The organism is Nocardia sp. NBC_01730 (assembly GCF_035920445.1).
Lineage (GTDB): Bacteria > Actinomycetota > Actinomycetes > Mycobacteriales > Mycobacteriaceae > Nocardia.
The window spans coordinates 4913516-4932632 of record NZ_CP109162.1 but is presented as its reverse complement, the minus strand read 5'-3'; the positions used below and the strand labels follow the sequence as shown (position 1 = coordinate 4932632).

The 19117-nt window shown below is 68.6% G+C and carries 17 protein-coding genes; 10 read left to right on the top strand and 7 right to left on the bottom strand.

The features are described from left to right. Positions 1–74 precede the first annotated feature (74 nt). The 6 genes from OHB12_RS20130 to OHB12_RS20105 form a co-directional block, all read right to left on the bottom strand. The gene (locus OHB12_RS20130; RefSeq protein ID WP_327110139.1) at positions 75–692 is read right to left on the bottom strand and encodes an iron-containing alcohol dehydrogenase; all 618 of its coding nucleotides are present in this window, start codon (positions 690–692) and stop codon (positions 75–77) included. Between the two features lie 28 nt (positions 693–720). After that, positions 721–2124 carry an MATE family efflux transporter gene (locus tag OHB12_RS20125; RefSeq protein WP_327110138.1) on the bottom strand — a complete coding sequence of 468 codons (1404 nt, stop codon included), beginning with the start codon at positions 2122–2124 and terminating at the stop codon, positions 721–723. A 241-nt stretch (positions 2125–2365) separates the two neighbouring features. Next, positions 2366–3400 (bottom strand): PLP-dependent cysteine synthase family protein, encoded by a 1035-nt coding sequence (locus OHB12_RS20120; protein WP_327110137.1) that lies wholly within the window; start codon positions 3398–3400, stop codon positions 2366–2368. A 33-nt stretch (positions 3401–3433) separates the two neighbouring features. Next, complete coding sequence (locus tag OHB12_RS20115) at positions 3434–4774, bottom strand: alanine racemase (RefSeq protein WP_442800119.1); 1341 nt, start codon at positions 4772–4774, stop codon at positions 3434–3436. A gap of 122 nt (positions 4775–4896) precedes the next feature. Continuing rightward, positions 4897–5907 carry an ornithine cyclodeaminase family protein gene (locus OHB12_RS20110; RefSeq protein WP_327110135.1) on the bottom strand — a complete coding sequence of 337 codons (1011 nt, stop codon included), beginning with the start codon at positions 5905–5907 and terminating at the stop codon, positions 4897–4899. Continuing rightward, positions 5879–7021, bottom strand: coding sequence for a TauD/TfdA family dioxygenase (locus OHB12_RS20105; protein ID WP_327110134.1), 1143 nt, complete (start codon positions 7019–7021; stop codon positions 5879–5881). The genes OHB12_RS20110 and OHB12_RS20105 overlap by 29 nt, the downstream gene beginning before the upstream one ends. A 322-nt stretch (positions 7022–7343) precedes the next feature. Between OHB12_RS20105 and OHB12_RS20100 the strand changes: the two genes are divergently transcribed. The 9 genes from OHB12_RS20100 (at position 7344) to OHB12_RS20060 (ending at position 16997) form a co-directional block, all read left to right on the top strand. Beyond that, positions 7344–8861, top strand: a complete 1518-nt coding sequence (locus tag OHB12_RS20100; RefSeq protein ID WP_327110133.1) for an ABC transporter substrate-binding protein — start codon at positions 7344–7346, stop codon at positions 8859–8861. Then, positions 8858–9787, top strand: coding sequence for an ABC transporter permease (locus OHB12_RS20095; RefSeq protein ID WP_327110132.1), 930 nt, complete (start codon positions 8858–8860; stop codon positions 9785–9787). Before OHB12_RS20100 ends, OHB12_RS20095 begins: the two co-directional genes overlap by 4 nt. Beyond that, positions 9784–10623, top strand: a complete 840-nt coding sequence (locus tag OHB12_RS20090; RefSeq protein WP_327110131.1) for an ABC transporter permease — start codon at positions 9784–9786, stop codon at positions 10621–10623. The genes OHB12_RS20095 and OHB12_RS20090 overlap by 4 nt, the downstream gene beginning before the upstream one ends. A gap of 78 nt (positions 10624–10701) precedes the next feature. Further along, on the top strand, positions 10702–12498 hold the full coding sequence (locus tag OHB12_RS20085; RefSeq protein ID WP_327110130.1) for an ABC transporter ATP-binding protein: 1797 nt from the start codon (positions 10702–10704) through the stop codon (positions 12496–12498). A gap of 131 nt (positions 12499–12629) precedes the next feature. Next, on the top strand, positions 12630–13367 hold the full coding sequence (locus OHB12_RS20080; RefSeq protein WP_327110129.1) for a lytic transglycosylase domain-containing protein: 738 nt from the start codon (positions 12630–12632) through the stop codon (positions 13365–13367). A 114-nt stretch (positions 13368–13481) separates the two neighbouring features. Then, positions 13482–14768 (top strand): phosphopyruvate hydratase, encoded by a 1287-nt coding sequence (gene eno, locus OHB12_RS20075; protein ID WP_327110128.1) that lies wholly within the window; start codon positions 13482–13484, stop codon positions 14766–14768. Between the two features lie 152 nt (positions 14769–14920). Beyond that, on the top strand, positions 14921–15520 hold the full coding sequence (locus OHB12_RS20070; RefSeq protein ID WP_327110127.1) for an FtsB family cell division protein: 600 nt from the start codon (positions 14921–14923) through the stop codon (positions 15518–15520). After that, positions 15517–16053 (top strand): DUF501 domain-containing protein, encoded by a 537-nt coding sequence (locus tag OHB12_RS20065; RefSeq protein WP_327110126.1) that lies wholly within the window; start codon positions 15517–15519, stop codon positions 16051–16053. Before OHB12_RS20070 ends, OHB12_RS20065 begins: the two co-directional genes overlap by 4 nt. Then, positions 16050–16997: a Ppx/GppA phosphatase family protein gene (locus OHB12_RS20060; RefSeq protein ID WP_327110125.1), complete on the top strand. Its 948-nt coding sequence runs from the start codon at positions 16050–16052 to the stop codon at positions 16995–16997. The genes OHB12_RS20065 and OHB12_RS20060 overlap by 4 nt, the downstream gene beginning before the upstream one ends. Positions 16998–17024: 27 nt before the next feature. Here OHB12_RS20060 and OHB12_RS20055 read toward each other — a convergent pair whose 3' ends face one another. Then, a complete protein-coding gene (locus OHB12_RS20055) occupies positions 17025–17501 on the bottom strand; it encodes an SRPBCC family protein (RefSeq protein WP_327110124.1) in 477 nt (158 codons plus the stop codon). Positions 17502–17670: 169 nt separating this feature from the next. Here OHB12_RS20055 and OHB12_RS20050 point away from each other — a divergent pair, with 169 nt between their 5' ends. Then, a complete protein-coding gene (locus tag OHB12_RS20050; RefSeq protein WP_327110123.1) occupies positions 17671–19107 on the top strand; it encodes a peptide MFS transporter in 1437 nt (478 codons plus the stop codon). The last annotated feature ends 10 nt before the right edge of the window (positions 19108–19117 follow it).

Genomic DNA, 19117 nt, shown 5'->3' with positions numbered 1-19117 from the left:
GACGACAAGCTTGCGGGACGGTGAGAGTTCGGTGTCGAACAGTGCGAAATCAGCCTCTGAACGAACGGGCGGCGTCACCGCCTGCCGAGCGCGTCGGCGGTGCGCAGCGCGTCGACCACCATCGGAACGTCCACGGTGAACGGCTCGTTGTGGATCGTTTCACCAGGGGCGGTCGCGCGGGCTGCGATCGTGGTGACCGTTTCCTGGTCGGGATCGTCCAAGCCGAGCGCGGCAAAGGTGGTCGGCAGTCCGACCTCGGCGCAGAAATCGAGCACCGTGTCGAACTCGGCCGCGGGCGCCCCTTCCAGCACCAGCTGGGTGAGGACGCCGAAGGCGACCTTCTCGCCGTGCAGGCGTGTGCGCGTGCACGCGGCGGCGGTGAGGCCGTTGTGCACGGCATGCGCGGCGGCCAGACCCGACGATTCGAACCCGAGTCCCGACAGCAGTGTGTTGGCCTCGACGATGCGTTCCAGCGCCGGAGTGACGGTGTGGTTGCGTACCGCGGTCAGCGCCTGCGGCCCGTCGGCGAGCAGCGTGTGGTAGCAGAGTTCGGCGAGTGCGCCTGCGCCGCGCGTCGTCGCGCCGCCACGCATATTGCGCACCTGCGCCACGCTGCACGTGCGTGCCTCGAACCAGGTGGCAAGCGCGTCGCCCATGCCGGCGACGAGCAGCCGGGCGGGCGCCTGTGCCACGACCGCAGATGCCGCGGCAGGTACCCGATCAGCTCGGGGCGGCGAGGGTTTCCGGGAGCAGGCGCGGCCGGTCGCGCTCCTTGCTGTCGAGCAGCGCGAAGTAGCGGCGGAGCATCAGGATCGCAGTGGTGGCCAGGCCCGCGGTGAGCCCCCACCACACGCCCGCGGCGCCGAGACCGACCGGGAAGGCGAGCAGCAGGGCGACAGGCAGACCGACACCCCAGTAGCCGATCAGCGAGAGCCGGAAGCCCGCGTTGGTCGCTTTGAGCCCACGCAGCAGACCGGTGCCGATGTTCTGGGCGGCGTCGAAAAACTGCAGCACGATCCCGATCAGCAGCAGGGTATGCGCGATTCGGATGGTGTCGGTGTCGGACGAATCCAGGAAGGGGCGCAGCACCAGATCCGGGGCGATCACATACACAGCGCCGGTCACGGCCGCGACCACCGCTGTATGCCGCAGCGCGAGCCGGGCAAGTGCGCGGGCTTGCCCGAATTCGTCGCGGGCGACGGCGTGGCTGACCAGGATCGACGCACCGTGCGAGAGGCCGATCGCGACCTGGAAGACGATGTAGATGATCTGGTACACGACGTTGTGCGCGGCCAGCGCGGCAGGTCCGATGCTGCCCATCACGAGGGCCAGCGCCGAGAACATCCCCGCCTCGGAGCCGTAGGTGAGCGCGATCGGCGCGCCCAGCTTCAGTTCGGCGCGGACCGTGGCCGGTCGCACCGGCAGCGGACGTATCGGGAGGGTGCGGCCGAGTTGGTCGTCGCGCCACACCATCGCCCAGAACACACCGAAGGTGATCAGGAAGACCAGCGAGGTCGAGACACCGATGCCGGTGAGTCCCAGCGCGGGCAGCCCGGCCTTGCCGTGGATGAAGCCGAGCGCGAGCAGCAGATTCAACACGACCGACCCGAGCGTCACCAGCAGCAGTGCCTGCGGGCGCTGCATGCCGACGGTGTATTGGCGCAACACCTGGAACCACAGGCAGGGCAACAGACCCGGCGCGAGCGCCGTCATCAGCGGTCGCGCGTCGGCGAGTACGCCGGGGTCCTGCCCGAGCAGGCGCAGCGCCCAGCCGAGCCCGATCAGCACCACTCCACCGGCGATTCCGGCGAGCGTGGCGATCAGGAAGCTCGACCGCAACAGGTCCCGGATCTCTCGATCCGGCGCCTCGCCGCGCTTTCCCGCGGCGCTCACCGCGGTGGCGATCTGGTTGCCGCTCGCGGTGATCAGCCCGACGCACATGGTGCGGATCTGGTTGAACAGCACGATCGCCAAACCGCCCGCGGCCACCTGCCGCACGCCGAGCGTGCCCATCAGTGCGATGTTGGTCGTAGAGACCGCGATCTGCGCGAGCTGGGTGAGGGCGATCGGGGTCGCGAGCGCGGTCAGTTGCCGTCCGTCGGCGCGGAAGCTCGACAGGTTCACCAGCTCTCCTCGGCGGGCGATGGGCTCATCGTCGAGCCCGGTGTCACAGGAATTACCAGCGCGCGCGAGATCACACAGACCGAGGGCGCCACACGATGGTGACTCATCGCACCCTGTGTTCTGCGGGGGTTCCCGCACCCCGTCGGCTCGATGAGCGCTGCGCGATTATGTCTCATCGAGCCCTGTGTTCTGCGGGGGTTCCCGCACCCCGTCGGCTCGATGAGCGCTGCGCGATTATGTCTCATCGAGCCTCCACGAGCCCGCCACGTCGGGTGGTGGGGGTGTAGCGCTCCAGCATGTCCAGCACTTCGTGTTCGGCGTCGGCGTCGAGCAGGTCGCGGGCGCTCATCCAGTCGTCGTCGAAGACGGTGTCCAGATACTTCTCCCCGCCGTCGCAGACGATAGTGACCACGGTGGAACCGGGCGGGAACTTCTCGAGCCTGGCGAGCGCGGCATGCACCGAACCCCCCGCAGACCCGCCGATCATCAGGCCGAGCTTGTTCGCCACCGCGCGCGCGGTCGCGAATGCCGCCACGTCGGAGACCTTCACACCCTCGTCGAGCAGCGCGTAGTCCACGGCGGTACCGATGGTGGCGCCCGGCGGCGTGCCGGTGCCGGACTGCCAGTACGGCCCGCCGGGTCCACCGAACGCGATCGAACCGATCGGCTCGACACCGATCACATGGGGCGTGCAGCCGAGCTGGCGCAGCCGGGTCGCGGTGCCGAACAGGGAACCGCCGGTGCCCACCGCCGACAGCAGGATATCGACCCGCTCGACGTCCTCCAGCAATTCCTCGGCCACCGCGTAGTAGCCCACCGCGTTGGCGTCGTTGTTGTGCTGCTCGGTGAAATACGCATCGTCCCGCTCGGCCGCCATCGCCTCGGCCAGATCCTCCCGCGCCGAAGTGGCCAGGGTGTCGTCGTCCGCATCGGCGACGAACACCAGTTCCGCGCCCATTGCTCGCATCGCGCGCAGTTTGTCCTTACATGCGTGGTGGTCGACCACCGCGGTGAAGCGATACCCACGTTCGGCAGCCACCACAGCCAGGCCGAGCCCGGTGTTCCCGGATGTGGATTCGATGATATGCCCGCCACTGGCCAGCAAACCGCGGCGCTCGGCATCGAGCACCATTTCGCGCGCCATCCTGATCTTGGCCGCGCCGGTCGGGTTGAACTGCTCCAGCTTGAGCAGTAGCCGGGTACCGGTCGAGGTGGCCGCGAGCTCGAACAGTGGCGTGCGGCCGATCAGATCCGTCACACGCGTGACGAGCGGCATGGGTAGAACTCCTCGTTCGTGTCGGTCATGGGACTAGCTGCCGTCGCGGGTCCAGCGGAAGTGATCGCCGGACGCGTCGTGCAGCACCACCTTGGGTGGGATCGGCAGTTGGTGAAAGGCGGACTCGTTGGAATCCATCTGGTAGCCGGCGGTGTTCGGGTAGATCAGCAGATCGCCGATCGCCGCGGCACGTGGCAGCGGCACGCGACGCCAGCTGAGCATGTCGGAATCCAGGCAGGTGGCCGCCCCGACGCTGGTCGGTGTCGGTGTCGGTGTCGGTGTCGGTGTCGGTGTCGGCGTCGGCGTGCCGGGTCGCGTCGGCCACAGCATCGGATCGGGCAGGTATTCGCTCTCGAACCACTGCTCCGAGAGGCTCAGACTGCTGCCGTCGACCGTGAGCAGCCGGTACGGCTGCCCGTGCGCGTGTCTGGTCTTGCTGCCCTGCACACGGAAGACGGTGCAGCCGGCGTGTGCGAGCAGGGCGCGTCCGGGCTCGATCGCGAGCCGGATGGCGTTGTCGCGTAGCCGACCGGCGAGATCGTCGTGGTGCAGGATCTGGGCCAGCATGGCCGGTCCGGGAGTGGGAAAGTGGTACGGATAGTACGAATCGAACGACTTGCCCGAGTGGAACCACTGCCTGCCGACCCGCTCGGTGAACTCAGCGGCCGCGTCGGCCGGAACATAGTCGACACCGAACCCGCCGCCGATCGACACGGTCGTGGCCGGATGCCCGTGCGTGCGTGCGTGCAGACACCGGGCGATCAGCTCGCCCGCCAGTTCGGCCCGCGCCACCGCGTCATACCCCGATAGGTGGAAGCTGAAGCCCTCCAGACGGATCGACTCGTTCTCGCCGAGCAGCGCGAGTGCGCTGTCGATCTCGTCGGAGGTCATGCCGAACCGGCTCGCCGAGGCGGCAGGTAGCACCCGGAGGAGCACGCGCGTTGGCGCGGCGGGAGAACCCAGCGCGGTGAGCCGGTCGAGTTCCCCGAGATCGTCCACGGCGATCAGCGCGCCGTGCCGGGTGGCCAGCCAGAGCAATTCGTCGCACTTGGCCGGACCGGTCACCATCAGTTCGTCGCCGCGGACGCCATGGGCGAGCGCCGCCGTCAGCTCGCCGACACTGGAGACGTCCACACCCGCACCGTTTTCCGCGCAGGCTCGGGTGACGCAGGCGGCCTTGTTCGCCTTCTTGCCGTAGTAGACGAAGCCGTGCACCCCGGCCTGCTCGAAGGCGGCGCGGAATTCCTGGATGTTGTGCGCCACACGCGGCGGGTACATGACGTGGAACGGCCCACCGATCGTGAAGGCGATGTCGCCGAGCAGGTTCGGGTCGTCGAGCAGGCGGCGCTCCCACGGATCGAGATGCGCGGGCATCGGCGCCGCGCTGATCGTGTCGTGCGCGGCGCTGCCTGCGTTGTTCGTACCGCCGCGCGCCGCCTCCTCTGCGCAGACCACCGGGTCGCAGGCCGCGGGTGTCTCGCTGCCGAGGCCCGCCTTCAATCCCACAGGGGCACCTCCGTGCCACGGCCCTCCGCGATGGCCCGCTCCGCCAGGGCATGGGCTACGGCGATGTCGGTGAGCACCAGCCCGCTGTTGTAGACGAAGATGCGCTCGTCGTCCGTGCGCCGCGCGACCGCGCGCCTGCTCAGGATCCGCGGCAGCTCCGCGTCCACTGAGCGCAGCGTCCCGTCCGGACCCACCATGTCGGTGCCGGTCAGTGCCATCTGCTCGGCGCTGGTCGCGATCACACGATCGGCGTGGACCAGTGTCGAGGGCGCGAGTCCGTAGCCGACCAGCACCGCCACCGAACCCGGTGCGAGATCATCGGATTCGAGCGCGACCTCGGTACCTGGGCCCGCGGTGGCCAGCACGACGTCGGCGGTCGCCGCCGCGGCGCGCGGATCCTGCACCGTCTCGAGCAAGGCGTGCGGGTAATGCTCGGCGAGCTGGCGGCCAACGGCTTCCAGTCCCTCCGGGTGCGTTCCGTACAGCATCAGTTTGCGCAGCTGCGGATTCGCGGCGAGCAGGTGCGGAAGGGCGTTGCGGCCCTGCGTTCCGGTGCCGATCAGCAGCACGCTCTCGGCTCCGCGGCGCGCGGTCTCGCGCACCAGCAGCGCCGACACCGCGGGCGTTCGCAGCGCGCCGACCCTGGCGCAGTCCATCATCGCGATCGGCGCACCGGTGGTGTCGTCGTAGAGCGTGATGGTCGTGTAGTACCGCTTGGTGCTGCGGTCGTGGCCGGGGTCGAACTTGTAGGAGGTCTTCATCGCCACCACCCGCCTACGGCCGTCCCGGCCGAGCATGGCGTAAGCGACCGACCAGCCGTCTGGGTTCGCGACGCTGAGCTTGCGCGGATTGTCCGAATCACCCGCGGCGAACGCCAGATACGCCTCTTCTACGGCGCGCACGACATCGGCGGGCGTGATGGGCACGTCGGCCAGGTCGCTGCGGCTCAACACCCGCAGGGGTGTGCTTCGGTCACGAGTGCTCAAGGGTTCCTCGATCATTCGGTACTGCATCCCACTCATGAGTGCCACGCTCGAGCGGCAGGGTGCCTGCCGCTCGGAACGGGGCGACGATCCGTTGCCCGTAACCATTCTCGTCGGCTTCCGCGGCCCGGCGCTGTCGTTCCGGGAGACGGATGTTCACCCGCTTCAGCCACCGATCGGTGCCGTCGTAGCGTGCGGTGAACGGCACGCGTCCGTGCACGGCAACGTCGTTGTCCACCAGCAGCACCTCGCCGGGGGCGAGCGCGGCGGTCACGCAGACGCGCTCCAGCTCCGCGGTGAGTCGTGCGTAGGCCGAACGGAACTCGGGCGCGGCGTCGTCGAGCGGGGTGTATGCCGGGTCGTAGCGGAGGGTCTGCTCGTCCGGGCCCGCCGCACTCCAGAGGGTGGGTAGCGGTGTGGCCGAATACTTTTCGTGCCCGTCACCGTACGAGACGTCGGGCAGGATCGGCAGGATGGGTGTGCTCAGCAGCCCGCGCTGTTCGGCGGAGAGCTCGACCCGGCGCACCGACGACACCGTGGTACCGACCAGATCCGGGTTGCGCAGACAGCCGAGCATCAGCAGGTGCGCCCGCTCCGGATGGAACGCGTCCTCGGTGTGCGGGCTCAGCAGCGTCTTGCTGCTGGCGCCGGACTGCTCGTGCTCGTGCCCCGCCGCCGGGACGATGTTGTTGACCAGCCGTCCGTCCTGCTGGCCTCGCCAGCCGAACGGCTCACCCGCGCTGCGTGCGAGCAGCAGCATGACGAGGTCGAACTGGAACGAGTTCGCGCGAGTCACCGACTCGCCGCTCCATCGCGCGGCCTCGCGCCAGCTCGGCGGGGTAGGGCCGAATTCCTTGTCGGTCAAGGGAAGGCAGCTGACGATGGTCGCGCCGTGCGCGGTGGCGGGCGGGCGCACGGCATGGCGCACCTCGGGGGGCAGCTCCGCGACCCTGGCATCGATCTGCTCGATCAGCGCCGGATGGGTGAGCGTTCGCGCGGCGTCGGTCTCGTCGAGTGTGGTGGATATTTCTCTGGCGAGTTCGCGCACCGCCTGGCCTGCGGCCGCGGGGAGCTCGCGTCGTTCGATATCTTGTGGGTGAAGCGTCTTACGTTCGGAGAGAACGCTTTTCACCGGGGATTCCCTTCTTCGCATAGGTTCGAAAAGCAGGGTGACGATTCGATCTGCGAAGTTAGCTGTTCTCGCAGAGCCAAGCAAGGCTTACCTAAGCGCGCCCGTAAATATAGCCGAATTGCATAACTGCGATGCGACCGAGGTTAGGCCGCCGATGGTCTCGGTGGAGCTGTTTTGTGGCTTTGCGGGCGGGTCTGCCCTGTCGCTGCCGTTTCATGGCGGTATCGGCGAGTCTTCCGCCTCATTAGGCTAGCCTGTCCTGATCCGTACCCGAAAATTATGCCGGTAGGGTACGGAATTCGTCCAGAAAGAGGGCAACGCAATGGGTTTGAATCGACGGCAACTTTTGCAGTCGAGTCTCGGGGTCGGAGCGGTACTACTGGTCGCGGCGTGTTCCGACGGCGCGGAGGCGTCCGGACCGGCCCGGCGCGGCGGCACGCTGCGGGTCGGTGCGCTCGGCACCTCGGCGCGCATCGAACGTGATCCGCACGCCAACCTCAGCAACGACAGCGACTTCCTGATCACCTCGCTGGTCTACGACGCCTTGACCGTGCCGGGAGCCGACCCGAATGTCGCACCGCGCCTCGCCACCCGGTGGGAGCCGGACGCCGATCGGCGCCGCTGGAGCTTCACCCTGGCCGACGGCGCGACCTTCCACGACGGGACGCCGGTCACCTCGGAGGACGTGGCGTGGTCGCTGCGCCGACTGCGGACGGTCGGCGGGGCATCGAAAATGCCGGTGGCTGTGGAGGGTATCACCACCGACGGGCCGGATCGGGTGGTGCTCGCGGTGCCCGAGCCGAACACCCAGCTTCCGCTACTGGTCCGACTGATGACCTTCACCGTCAAGAAGGACACCGCGGACTTCACGACGGCCGTCGGCACCGGACCGTTCCGCCTGGAGTCCTATCAGGGCGGCAACGCGCGGCTGGTGCGCAACGACCAGTGGCACGGCACACCACCGCTGCTGGACGCGATCGAGGTCACCATGTTCGAAAGCGTGACCGCGCTGGGCAACGCCGTGCTCGGCGGACAGATCGACCTCGCCTCCAATGTCGGCGCCATCGCGGGCCGCGCCGCGGAGGGGCGCGGCGATCTGGCGGTGGTGCGTCGCGCGAACGACACCATGGTCGGGGTAGCCATGCGCACTTCTGACGGGCCCTTCGCCGATGTGCGGGTTCGTACCGCGCTGCGGCTCGGCGTCGACCGCAAGGCCCTGGTCACCCAGGTGCATTCCGGGTACGGCAAGGTCGCCAACGACATTCTGGGCACCGGCGACCCGGATTACGACACCTCGATCGCCCAGCGCACCCAGGATGTCGATCGCGCGAAAGCCCTGCTACGCGACGCGAATTTCGACACTGGACGCAGCTATCCGCTGCTCACCAAGGCTGAAGCGCCCGGCGAGGTCGAATCGGCGAAGGTCATCGCCACCCAACTCGCCGAGATCGGCGTGCGGCTCGGTGTCGTCCCCCAGGAGCCCAACACCTTCTACGACCAGACCTGGCTGAAAGCCCCGCTCTACACGGTCTCCTGGGGCACCAACGACTCCATGTTGTTCTTCGCGAGCAAGCTGATGGCCAACGGATCCAACCGCAACGAAACCGATTTCAAAGACGCCGCATTCGATGCCGCGACGGTCAAAGCGCTTGGCGCGCACACAGACTCGGAGTACGTGGCGGCCAGTCATGACGTGCAGCGCATCCAATACGACCGCGGCGGGTACCTGGTGTGGGGGATGGCCGACGGCATCGACATCGCCACCACCCGGGTGCGTGACCTGCCCACGCTCGGCGGGTTCGCCAGGGTCCAGCTGGAACGGACCTGGCTGGCGGAGTGATCTCCTTCGCGCGACTCCTAGTCCGGCGCATCGTCCTCCTGGTGACGCTGCTGGCGGCTGTGTTCGTGGCCGTGGACATGCTGCCGGGCAACACCGCCCGCGCCGTCCTCGGTCGCGAGGCCACGCCGGAACAGATCGCGGCCAAGGAGCACGAACTCGGTGTGGACCGACCGCTGGCGGTGCGCTTCTGGAACTGGATATCCGGCGTCGCGGCCGGTGATTTCGGCCGTACCGCACGGGGGCGTTCGGTCAACGAATTGCTGGTCGACAAGTTCCCGCCGACGCTGCTGCTCGGCGGAACGGCCCTCGCGGTGACCGTGCTGGCGTCGCTGGCGCTCGGCGCGTGGTGGGCGGTGCGGCAGGGCAGCGCCTCGACGCGGCTGTTGCAACCCGTGACGACGATGGCGGTGGCGGTTCCCGAGTTCGTCGTCGCGACCTTGCTGATTCTGGTGTTCGCGCTGGCGCTCGGCTGGCTACCCGCGGTCACCATCACCGGCCGTTCCGGGTTCCCGTCCCGTCCCGACATGCTGGTGCTGCCGGTGCTCGCGCTGGCGGTGCCGCAGATCGGCTGGAACACCCGGGTCGTGCGCGCCGCGCTGGCCGACGCGGCACAGGCGCCGCACGTGGAAAGCGTGGTGCTGGACGGGCTTTCGACCCGCACGGTTCTCGCGCGGCATGTCCTGCCGTTCGCACTGCCGACGATCGTCGCCAGTTTCGCCACCACGGTCGGGATGCTGCTCGGTGGCTCCCTGGTGGTGGAGACCATCTTCAACTACCCGGGCCTCGGGGCGGTGCTGGCCGGTTCGGTCGGCGACCGCGACACCGCGGTGGTCGCCGCGGTGGTCGCGCTGTCCGGTGTGGTCATCATGGGCATGCTCGCTATCGCCGACGGTATTCGGGCCTGGTCATTGCGGGGAAGCCGATGACCGGTCTGCGTTCGATCGACATTGCCGGTCTGCCGAAGCGACGGCGCGGCATGGTGAGTATCGCGCCCGCCGTGCTGGTCATTGTGCTCGCGGTACTCGGGCCGACGCTGGCGCCGCGCCCGGCCGAGGAGCCAGTGGGTATTCCGTTCGGCGATCCCGGCGACGGCGCGTGGCTCGGCACCGATCGGCTCGGCAGGGATGTGGTCAGCCAGCTGCTGTACGGCGGTTGGGGATTGCTGCTGCTGTCGGCGGTCATCGCGGTGCTGGTGACCGGGTTGTCGTGCGTGCTCGGCGCGGTCGTCGCGCTGCGCCCGCGGATCGGGGCCGTGATCGAACTGGGCACCGACTTCATCATCCTGCTGCCCGCGGTGCTCGGCATCCTGCTGGTGCTGACTTCCTGGCCGGACGCGGGCGCCTATGGGCTGATCGTCGTGGCGCTGCTGTTCGGGGTCCCTTACTGTGGGCGGGTTTTCGCGGCTGCGGCCGCCGGGGTAGCGGCATCGGGGTATGTGGAAAGCGCGGAGGCCGGCGGTGAGTCGCTGCCCTATCTGGTTTTCCGGGAAGTGATTCCGAATCTGCGTGCCGTGCTGGCGACCCAGCTCGGCCTGCGTTTCGTCGCGGCGGTCTACCTGGTGAGCACCGCGTCCTTTCTGCAGTTGCCCACCACGCTGGGGGCGAGCAACTGGGCGGTCATGGTGCGCGACAACGCCTCCGGGTTGCTGCTCAACCCCTGGGCGGTGCTGGCACCGAGTCTGGTGATCGCGATCGTCGCGGTGAGTGTGAACCTGGCGGTGTCCGCGTTCGGGCGAGAGGAGCGGACATCGACATTGTCATGAACCTCGTCCTCGCCGTTGCGTCAAGGGTTGATTCATACCGGTCCGGCGGTCGTCGGCCGCCTCGGCGGGGTGCGGAGAATGAGTGATCTCGTCCTGGTCGACGGGCTGACGGTGCTTGGTTCGAACGGGGAGGAGTTGGCCGGCCCAGCGACCTTCCGGATACCTGCGGGCACGATCACCGCGCTCACCGGGCCGTCCGGGTCGGGCAAGACCACGCTGATGCGCGCACTGCTCGGCCGGCTGCCGTCCGCCACATCCCGGGCTACGGGGTCGGTATCGGTCGCCGGAAACGACGTGTTCGCACTGAATCGCGAGGCACTACAGCGGTTCCGGCGTCGACACATCGCCTATGTCGGGCAGGACCCCGGGTCCGCGCTGAACCCGCTGCTGCGGGTGCGCGTCCTCCTGCGCGAGGTCGCGCCGGACGCCGCCACGGCCACCCTGGTCGACACGCTGGCGCTGGTCGGCCTTTCGCCGGAATACCTGCGCCGCCGCCCTGGCGAGCTCTCCGGGGGACAGCAGCGTCGAGTCGCCCTCGCCAGGGCGCTGATCCGCGACACCGGTGTATTGGTGCTGGATGAACCACTCGCCGGGCTACACGGCGCGCTGCGTACCGACATCGCGGGACAGCTGGTCGACATCGCGCGACGACGTTCGGCGGCGATCCTGCTGTCCGGCCACGACACCACCCTCGTGCACTCGATCGCCGACCAGGTCGTCGAACTCGGCGCCGTCGCCGACCTACCGACGGCCCCTGCTACCTGGCCGCCACTGGCACAAGCACCCTCGAACGACCTGTCCGCCGAGGGCCGGGCGGCGAAGCTGCGAACCGAAATCGGCATGCCGACCATGGCCTCGGGTGACTCCGACGAATTCGCACCTGGTTCACCGACCATCGCGCCGCCCGAGCGCGCTTCCGAGGCGGCAGTATTACTCGACGCCGATTCGGAAACGGGCGATCATGGGCGGATCGGCGCCGACGTGCAGTCGGTGGTGAGCGGCGGTCGAATGCGGGCTGATGTGGCGTACCCGGTGGAACCTGGTTCGATCGAATTCGACCGAGAACGGGCCGCTGAGCCCGCGTGGAACGGTCACCGCGACTCGTCCGACGCCGTGCTGGAGGACGGACCCGCCCGGGACGAATTCGTCTTGCGTGCACGGGGAATCAGCGCGTCGGTCGATGGTCATCAGGTGCTCGCCGACATCGACTTCGAGCTGTTCGGGGGTGCGGCCCTTGCGGTGGTCGGCGCGTCCGGCGCGGGCAAGACCACCTTGGCCCGCGTTGTCGCGGGTCTGCACCGCTGCGCGACCGGATATCTCTACCTGCGAGACGCGCCGATTTCGGTGGGACGGGGACGACGAATCCCCTATGGCGCAGGCGGTATTCAGCTGGTCACCCAGAATCCGAGGTCGGCTCTCAACCCGCGCCGGACGGTGGCGCAAACCCTCGGCCGTCCACTGCGCCGCATCGGACGCGTCCCGAAACACCAACTGCCCCGGCGTATCACCGAACTCCTGGCCTCGGTGGAACTCTCCGCGGACCTAAGCGCCCGCTACCCACACGAACTCTCCGGTGGACAACGCCAACGGATCGCGGTGGCCAGGGCCCTCGCCGCCGAACCCGCGGTGCTGCTGTGCGACGAGATCACCTCCGCCCTCGACCACGCCACCGCCACCTCGATCATGGCCCTGCTCGACCGCATCCGCGCCGAAAGCGACACTGCCCTGCTGGTTATCACCCACGACATGGCCCTGGTCGCCGAGCGCTGCTCCCGGCTCCTCGTCCTGGACCATGGTCGCATCGTCGAGTCGGGCAAGGCCGGAACCGTTCTCGCCGCACCGATCCACACCGCCACCCGCGAGTTGCTCGGCTGAGCCCCGCCACGCGGAAGTGGGATATTCGGACAGCGCCGTCGACAACGCGGTCGCCGTCGAACATCGCCGCCACGGCGGTCGCAACCAGTGGTCTCGGCCGCCCGGAAACCACGATCACCCGCACTGTCTGGATGATGGAAGAGGTGTTCCTGAAGAAGACCGGCGCCACGGCCGCCGCCATGGTGATCCTCGTGCTCACCGGTTGTGGGATCGATCGCGACCGTACCCCGATCCCGGAGGGCATTCCGCCCGGCCCTGGCACCCCGGTGCCCGTCATCGATCTGGACGCGCCCGGGCGCACTGCCGTCCAGCTGCGCGGATGGGCCGACGATCAGGCGGATCGGCTCGGCATTCCGGCCGTCGCGCTGGAGGCATACGGCTACGCGGCGGCGGTGCTGGCCAGGGCACGTCCCGACTGCGGCATCGCCTGGACGACGCTCGCGGGCATCGCCAGCGTGGAGAGCAAGCACGGCGCCCATCGCGGGGCGGAGTTGGGCGCCGACGGCACGGTCCGCCCGCCGATCATCGGGGTCGCGCTGGACGGCTCGCCCGGCGTCGCGCTGGTCCAGGACACCGACGTGGGTGCGCTCGACGGCGATCCGGTCTTCGACCGGGCCGCCGGTCCATTGCAGTTCATTCCGGAAACCTGGAAGCGCTGGGGCGTCGACGCCAACGGCGACGGGGTCGCCGACCCACAGAGCATCGACGACGCGGCGCTCACCGCGGCCCGCTACTTGTGCACCAGCGGCGGCGATCTCACCTCTGAGCACGGCTGGCAGCAGGCGTTGCTCACCTACAACCAGTCGCACAGCTACCTGCGCACGGTGCGCGATCGCGCGGCCGTCTACAGCGTCGGGCGCAGAGCGTGATCCGCCGCTCGCCGGAGTGCCGGTTACCGACCCGGCCGCGAGGACGATAGGCTCGCAGCGCACGGCCAATCCCGTAAGACCTACCGTGTCCGCAGCCTAAGGAGTGTCGTTTTCGTGGCCATCATCGAACAGGTCGGAGCTCGCGAGATCCTTGATTCGCGCGGAAACCCCACCGTCGAGGTCGAGATCGCCCTCGACGACGGCACCCTGACCAGGGCTGCCGTGCCGTCCGGGGCATCCACCGGCGAGCACGAGGCCGTCGAGCTGCGCGACGGTGACGAGCGGTACGGCGGCAAGGGTGTGCGGAAGGCCGTCGAGGGTGTGCTCGACGAGGTCGCTCCGGCCGTTATCGGTCTGGACGCGGTCGAGCAGCGCACCGTCGACCAGGTACTGCTCGACTTGGACGGCACGCCCGACAAGTCCCGCCTCGGCGCCAATGCCCTGCTGGGCGTTTCGCTGGCGGTGGCCCGCGCGGCCGCCGAGTCCTCCGGCCTCGAGCTGTTCCGTTACCTCGGTGGCCCGAACGCCCACGTGCTGCCGGTACCGATGATGAACATCCTCAACGGCGGCGCGCACGCCGACACCGGCGTCGACGTCCAGGAGTTCATGGTCGCCCCGATCGGTGCGCCGACCTTCAAGGAGTCGCTGCGCTGGGGTACCGAGGTTTACCACGCGCTCAAGTCGGTGCTGAAGTCCAAGGGCCTGGCCACCGGCCTCGGCGACGAGGGCGGCTTCGCCCCCGACGTGGCGGGCACCCGGGAGGCGCTGGATCTGATCAGCTCGGCCATCGCGAAGACCGGCCTGAAGCTGGGCAGCGACGTGGCGCTCGCGCTCGACGTCGCGGCCACCGAGTTCTACACGGCGGGCAGCGGCTACAAGTTCGAGGGCAGCCTGCGTTCGGCCGAGGAGATGGCGCGGTTCTACGCGGAGCTGCTCACCGGCTACCCGCTGGTCTCCATCGAGGACCCGCTGTCGGAGGACGACTGGGACGGCTGGGTGGCGCTGACCGATGAGATCGGCGACAAGATCCAGCTCGTCGGTGACGACCTGTTCGTCACCAACCCGGAGCGCCTGGAAGAGGGCATCGCCAAGGGCGCGGCCAACGCGCTGCTGGTCAAGGTGAACCAGATCGGCACGCTCACCGAGACTTTGGACGCCGTCGAGCTGGCCCACCGCAACGGCTACAAGACGATGATGTCGCACCGATCCGGCGAGACCGAGGACACCACCATCGCCGACCTCGCCGTCGCGGTCGGCAGCGGTCAGATCAAGACCGGTGCTCCCGCGCGCAGCGAGCGTGTGGCCAAGTACAACCAGCTGCTGCGCATCGAAGACGCACTCGGGGATTCGGCGCGCTACGCGGGCGATGTCGCGTTCCCCCGATTCGCGTTCGAGGGCTGACCCCTGCGGTGCGAGCGACGGGCCCGGAGGCGGTAGCTTGCGTGGCCATGGAGGGCCCCGTGAGCGCCGCAGATCAGATACAGCGGTGCGAGCGGTAGCTTGCATGGCCATGGAGGGCCCCGTGAGCGCTGCGGAATAGACAGAGGCGTGACATGACGGAGCGACGTGCGCGTGGTACCAGTCCAGCCGGACGCGGAGACCGCCGCACGTCGCATGCCGCCAGATCGCGCCCGGCCGACGCCGCGGCCAAGCGCAGCCGAAGGCGGGCCGAGTCCGCGGAGAAGAAGCCGGGGGCGCGCAAGAGCGAACGTGGTTCCGCGGCAGACAAGCACGACCACACCATCCTCGGTCTGTCCACGGGCAAGGCCGTGATCCTCGCGATCGTGGTGTGCGCGCTCGCCCTGACCCTCGCCGTGCCGATGCGCACCTACTTCACCCAGCGTGCCGAGGCGACCCAGCTGGCGCAGCAGCGCGACGAGCTGGAAGCCGATCTCGCCCGGTTGCGCGATCGCCGTGCAGAGCAACAGGATCCCGCCTATATCCGCTCGGAGGCGCGGGACCGGCTTCGTCTGGTGCTGCCCGGCGAGACGCCGTACATCGTGCAGGTCCCCGGCATCGAGGCACCCGCGCCGCCCGCGGCGCCCACCAAGTTCAGGGAGCCCGATCCCTGGTACACCCAGCTGTGGCGCAGCATCTCCGAGCCACAGCCGACGCCAGCGGCCGCGCCGCCAGGACGGGAAGGACCCAGATGACCGCACCGAACGACCAGGATCTCGTGATCATCGCCGAGCAGCTGGGCCGTGCACCGCGCGGTGTGCTTGCCATCGCTTACCGCACGCCGGACGGGATCCCGGCCGTGGTGCAGACCGCGCCTCGGCTGCCGGACGGTACCCCTTTCCCGACCCTCTACTATCTGACCGATCCCCGGCTCACCGCGGAGGCGAGCAGACAGGAATCCGCCGGTGTGATGCGCGAGATGACCGAACGGCTCGGCGCCGACCCGGAATTGGCCGCCGGCTATCGGGCCGCGCACGAGAGCTATTTGGCCGAGCGCGACGCGATCGACTCGCTCGGCACCGATTTCACCGGTGGCGGGATGCCGGAGCGGGTCAAGTGCCTGCATGTCCTGATCGCGCACTCGCTGGCCAAGGGGCCGGGAGTGAATCCGCTCGGCGACGAGGCGGTGGCGCTGGCCGCCGACCATGGCTTGCGCGGCACCGCGATTCCGGCAGACTGGCCGAAGTACGAGCCGAGCGGCCCACGAGACAAGGAAGTGCGGTCATGAGTAACCGGGTAGCCGCCGTCGACTGTGGCACGAACTCCATCCGACTGCTGATCGCCGACGTGCTCGGCGACGGCCGCTTGGCCGACGTGCACCGCGAGATGAGGATCGTCCGCCTCGGCCAGGGTGTCGACGCGACCGGCTCGCTCGCGCCGGAGGCGATCGAACGCACCCGCGTCGCCTTGGCCGACTACGCGGCGCAGATGCGCGCGGCAGGTGCCAGCAGGGTAAGGATGGTCGCTACCTCCGCGACCCGGGACGCCGCCAACCGCGAAGATTTCTTCGCCATGGCGCGTGCCGAACTCGCCACAGTTGTGCAGGGCGCCGAAGCCGAGGTGATCACCGGTGACGAAGAGGCGCGGCTGTCGTTTGCCGGCGCGGTCGGCGAATTGTCGAGCGAGGCAGCACCTTTCGTGGTCGTAGACCTGGGCGGCGGCTCGACCGAGCTGGTCTTCGGCGACGGCGCGGGTGTGCAGGCCGCCTATTCCGCCGACATCGGCTGTGTCCGGATCACCGAGCGCTGCCTCACCGGCAACCCGCCGACGGCTGAGCAGATCGCCGCGGCTCGCGCATTCGCCTCCGAGCGGCTGGCGGAAGCGTTCGCGCATGTTCCCGTGGAGGGGGCACATACTTGGGTCGGTGTGGCGGGCACGATGACCACCCTCGCCGCGGTCGCGCTCGACCTCCCCGAATACGACGCGGAGAAGGTTCATCTCACGCGGCTGACACTGGACCAGGTCCACGCCGTCTGCGACCGGCTGGTCGCCATGAACCACGACCAGCGCGCCGACCTCGGCCCGATGCACCCGGGCCGGGTCGACGTGATCGGCGGCGGTGCGGTCATCACCGAGGTGCTCGCGGAGGAATTGTCCCGTCGCGCCGGAATTTCCGAGCTGGTCGTCAGCGAGCACGACATTCTCGACGGCATCGCGCTGTCCATCGCCTGAGCCGCCTCCGAACAGCGGTTGCGGCGCTCAGATGTGGGAGATGTCCTGGCCGCCGTCGGCTGCGTCGTGTGATCTGCCGACCACGATATCGGCGAGCCTGGACAGGGATTCCCGGTTGCGTGGCATCAGCAGCAGTTCCTGGAGAACGTCGGGCACCCACGTGCCCGGGCCGCGCTTGGTGTGCTCGTACATACGGATTCGGGTCCGGCCGGGTGCCGTCTCGGTCAGTTCCAACCGGATCCACGCCGAGCCGAACGGCCGAAGCCTGGCCTCCAATTCCAGCAGTCGCGGCGCATCGACCGCGCTGACCTGCGTGATGTCGTCCATAGTGAATGGCCACACGCCGACGCGGTAGTGCAGCTGGGTGCCCTCCGCGGGCCAGCTCGGGTCGACGTCACGAATGTGGGTGGCGCCCACCACCCAGGACGCGAACGACCAGCCGTCGGCAAGGACGGCGAAGGTGTCCTCCGCCGATGCCTGCACCATGATTTCGACGTGGGCCATAAGCGCAACGCTTTCCGGGCGCGATCGCGGTGGGTTTGCCTGCTGCCTCCAGGATGCCCGGCCGCGGAAGGGACAAACGTTCAATACGTTCAGTGTCAGATGCCTGCGGAATCGATGGACCGCGTGCGATGGTTCGGGGATGGTTGAAGCGGCAACATCGCAAAAATCAGTGGAGACCCTGACCCTGTTCGGCCACCCGATCGGGCTGGTCAACCTCTTCGGAGTCGAGTTGTGGGAGCGTTTTTCGTTCTACGGAATGGTCACCATCCTCGGGTACTACCTGTACTATTCGGCGACCGACGGCGGTCTGGGTCTGGCCAAGGACACCGCGGTCGGCCTGGTTGGCGCCTACGGTGGTCTGGTCTACCTGTCCACGGTGCTCGGCGGCTGGATCGCCGACCGGTTGCTCGGCATGGAGCGCACCCTGCTCTACGGCGGCGTCGTTGTGATGGCCGGGCACATCGCGCTGGCCGTGCTGCCCGGACTGGCCGGCGTCGGGGTCGGCCTTGTGCTGGTCGCGCTCGGTAGCGGTGGGCTGAAGGCGAACGCGTCCTCGCTGCTCGGCACCCTCTATTCGAAGGGGGACGCACGCGCCGACGGCGGATTCACGCTGTTCTATCTGGGCATCAATCTCGGCGCGTTCTCCGGCCCGCTGCTCACCGGGCTGCTGCAGACCAACCTCGGCTTCCACTTCGGCTTCGGCGCGGCGGCGATCGGTATGGCGCTCGGCCTCACCCAGTACCTGGTGTTCCGCCGCAACCTCGGCACGCACGGCCGCGCGGTGCCGAATCCGCTCTCGCGCAACGCCGTCGGGCCGCTGGTGGCCGCACTGGCCGGGGCCGCGGTGCTCGTCGTGGTGGTGTGGGTGACCGGCCTGGTCACGCTGGACAACCTGCCCGAGGTGACGACCGGCGTCATTGTCGCGGCTTCGGCCGGGTACTTCGCTGTGCTGCTCACCAGCGCCAAGGTCACCCAGCTCGAGCGCAGCCGGGTGCGCGCGTTCCTTCCGCTGTTTCTCGCCAATGCGGTGTTCTGGTCGCTGTTCAAGCAGATCTTCACGGTGCTGGCGGTCTACTCCGACGAACGGATGGACTGGACCATCTTCGGTTGGACCGCGCCCTCGAGCTGGATCGGTTCGGTTCAGCCGGTATGGGTCCTCCTGCTGTCGCCGCTGTTCGCGCTCCTCTGGACCAAGCTGGGGCAGCGCGCCCCGAGCACGCCGCGGAAATTCGCGCTCGGCGTGATCGGCATGGGTGTCGCGTTCTGGTTGTTCGTGCCGATGTCCGGCAGCACAGGACGCGCCGTGCCCGCACTGCTCGTGCTGGCGATCATGGCGGCGTTCGCGATCTCCGAACTGCTGCTTTCGCCTGTCGGTCTCGCGGCTACGACCCGGCTGGCGCCGGAAGCTTTTCGGGCTCAGATGATGGCGTTGTATTTTTTCTCCGTTGGCCTCGGAACATCGATGTCGGGTACTTTGGCTCGGTTCTATGACCCAGGCCACGAATTCGCCTACTTCGGTATCACAGGGACGGTCGTGGTGTGTGCGGGGTTGATCGTCGCCGCGATGGCGCCGTGGATCAGCAGGTCCATGGCGGGCGTGCATTAGCGCCGCCGAG

Coding starts and splice junctions, on each gene's coding strand:
- OHB12_RS20100 (WP_327110133.1), top strand. CDS start 7,344: ATGGGTTTGAATCGACGGCAACTTTTGCAGTCGAGTCTCGGGGTCGGA.
- OHB12_RS20055 (WP_327110124.1), bottom strand. CDS start 17,501: ATGGCCCACGTCGAAATCATGGTGCAGGCATCGGCGGAGGACACCTTC.
- OHB12_RS20065 (WP_327110126.1), top strand. CDS start 15,517: ATGACCGCACCGAACGACCAGGATCTCGTGATCATCGCCGAGCAGCTG.
- OHB12_RS20115 (WP_442800119.1), bottom strand. CDS start 4,774: ATGCCCGCGCATCTCGATCCGTGGGAGCGCCGCCTGCTCGACGACCCG.
- OHB12_RS20120 (WP_327110137.1), bottom strand. CDS start 3,400: ATGCCGCTCGTCACGCGTGTGACGGATCTGATCGGCCGCACGCCACTG.
- OHB12_RS20085 (WP_327110130.1), top strand. CDS start 10,702: ATGAGTGATCTCGTCCTGGTCGACGGGCTGACGGTGCTTGGTTCGAAC.
- OHB12_RS20110 (WP_327110135.1), bottom strand. CDS start 5,907: ATGATCGAGGAACCCTTGAGCACTCGTGACCGAAGCACACCCCTGCGG.
- OHB12_RS20080 (WP_327110129.1), top strand. CDS start 12,630: ATGATGGAAGAGGTGTTCCTGAAGAAGACCGGCGCCACGGCCGCCGCC.
- OHB12_RS20090 (WP_327110131.1), top strand. CDS start 9,784: ATGACCGGTCTGCGTTCGATCGACATTGCCGGTCTGCCGAAGCGACGG.
- OHB12_RS20060 (WP_327110125.1), top strand. CDS start 16,050: ATGAGTAACCGGGTAGCCGCCGTCGACTGTGGCACGAACTCCATCCGA.
- OHB12_RS20070 (WP_327110127.1), top strand. CDS start 14,921: ATGACGGAGCGACGTGCGCGTGGTACCAGTCCAGCCGGACGCGGAGAC.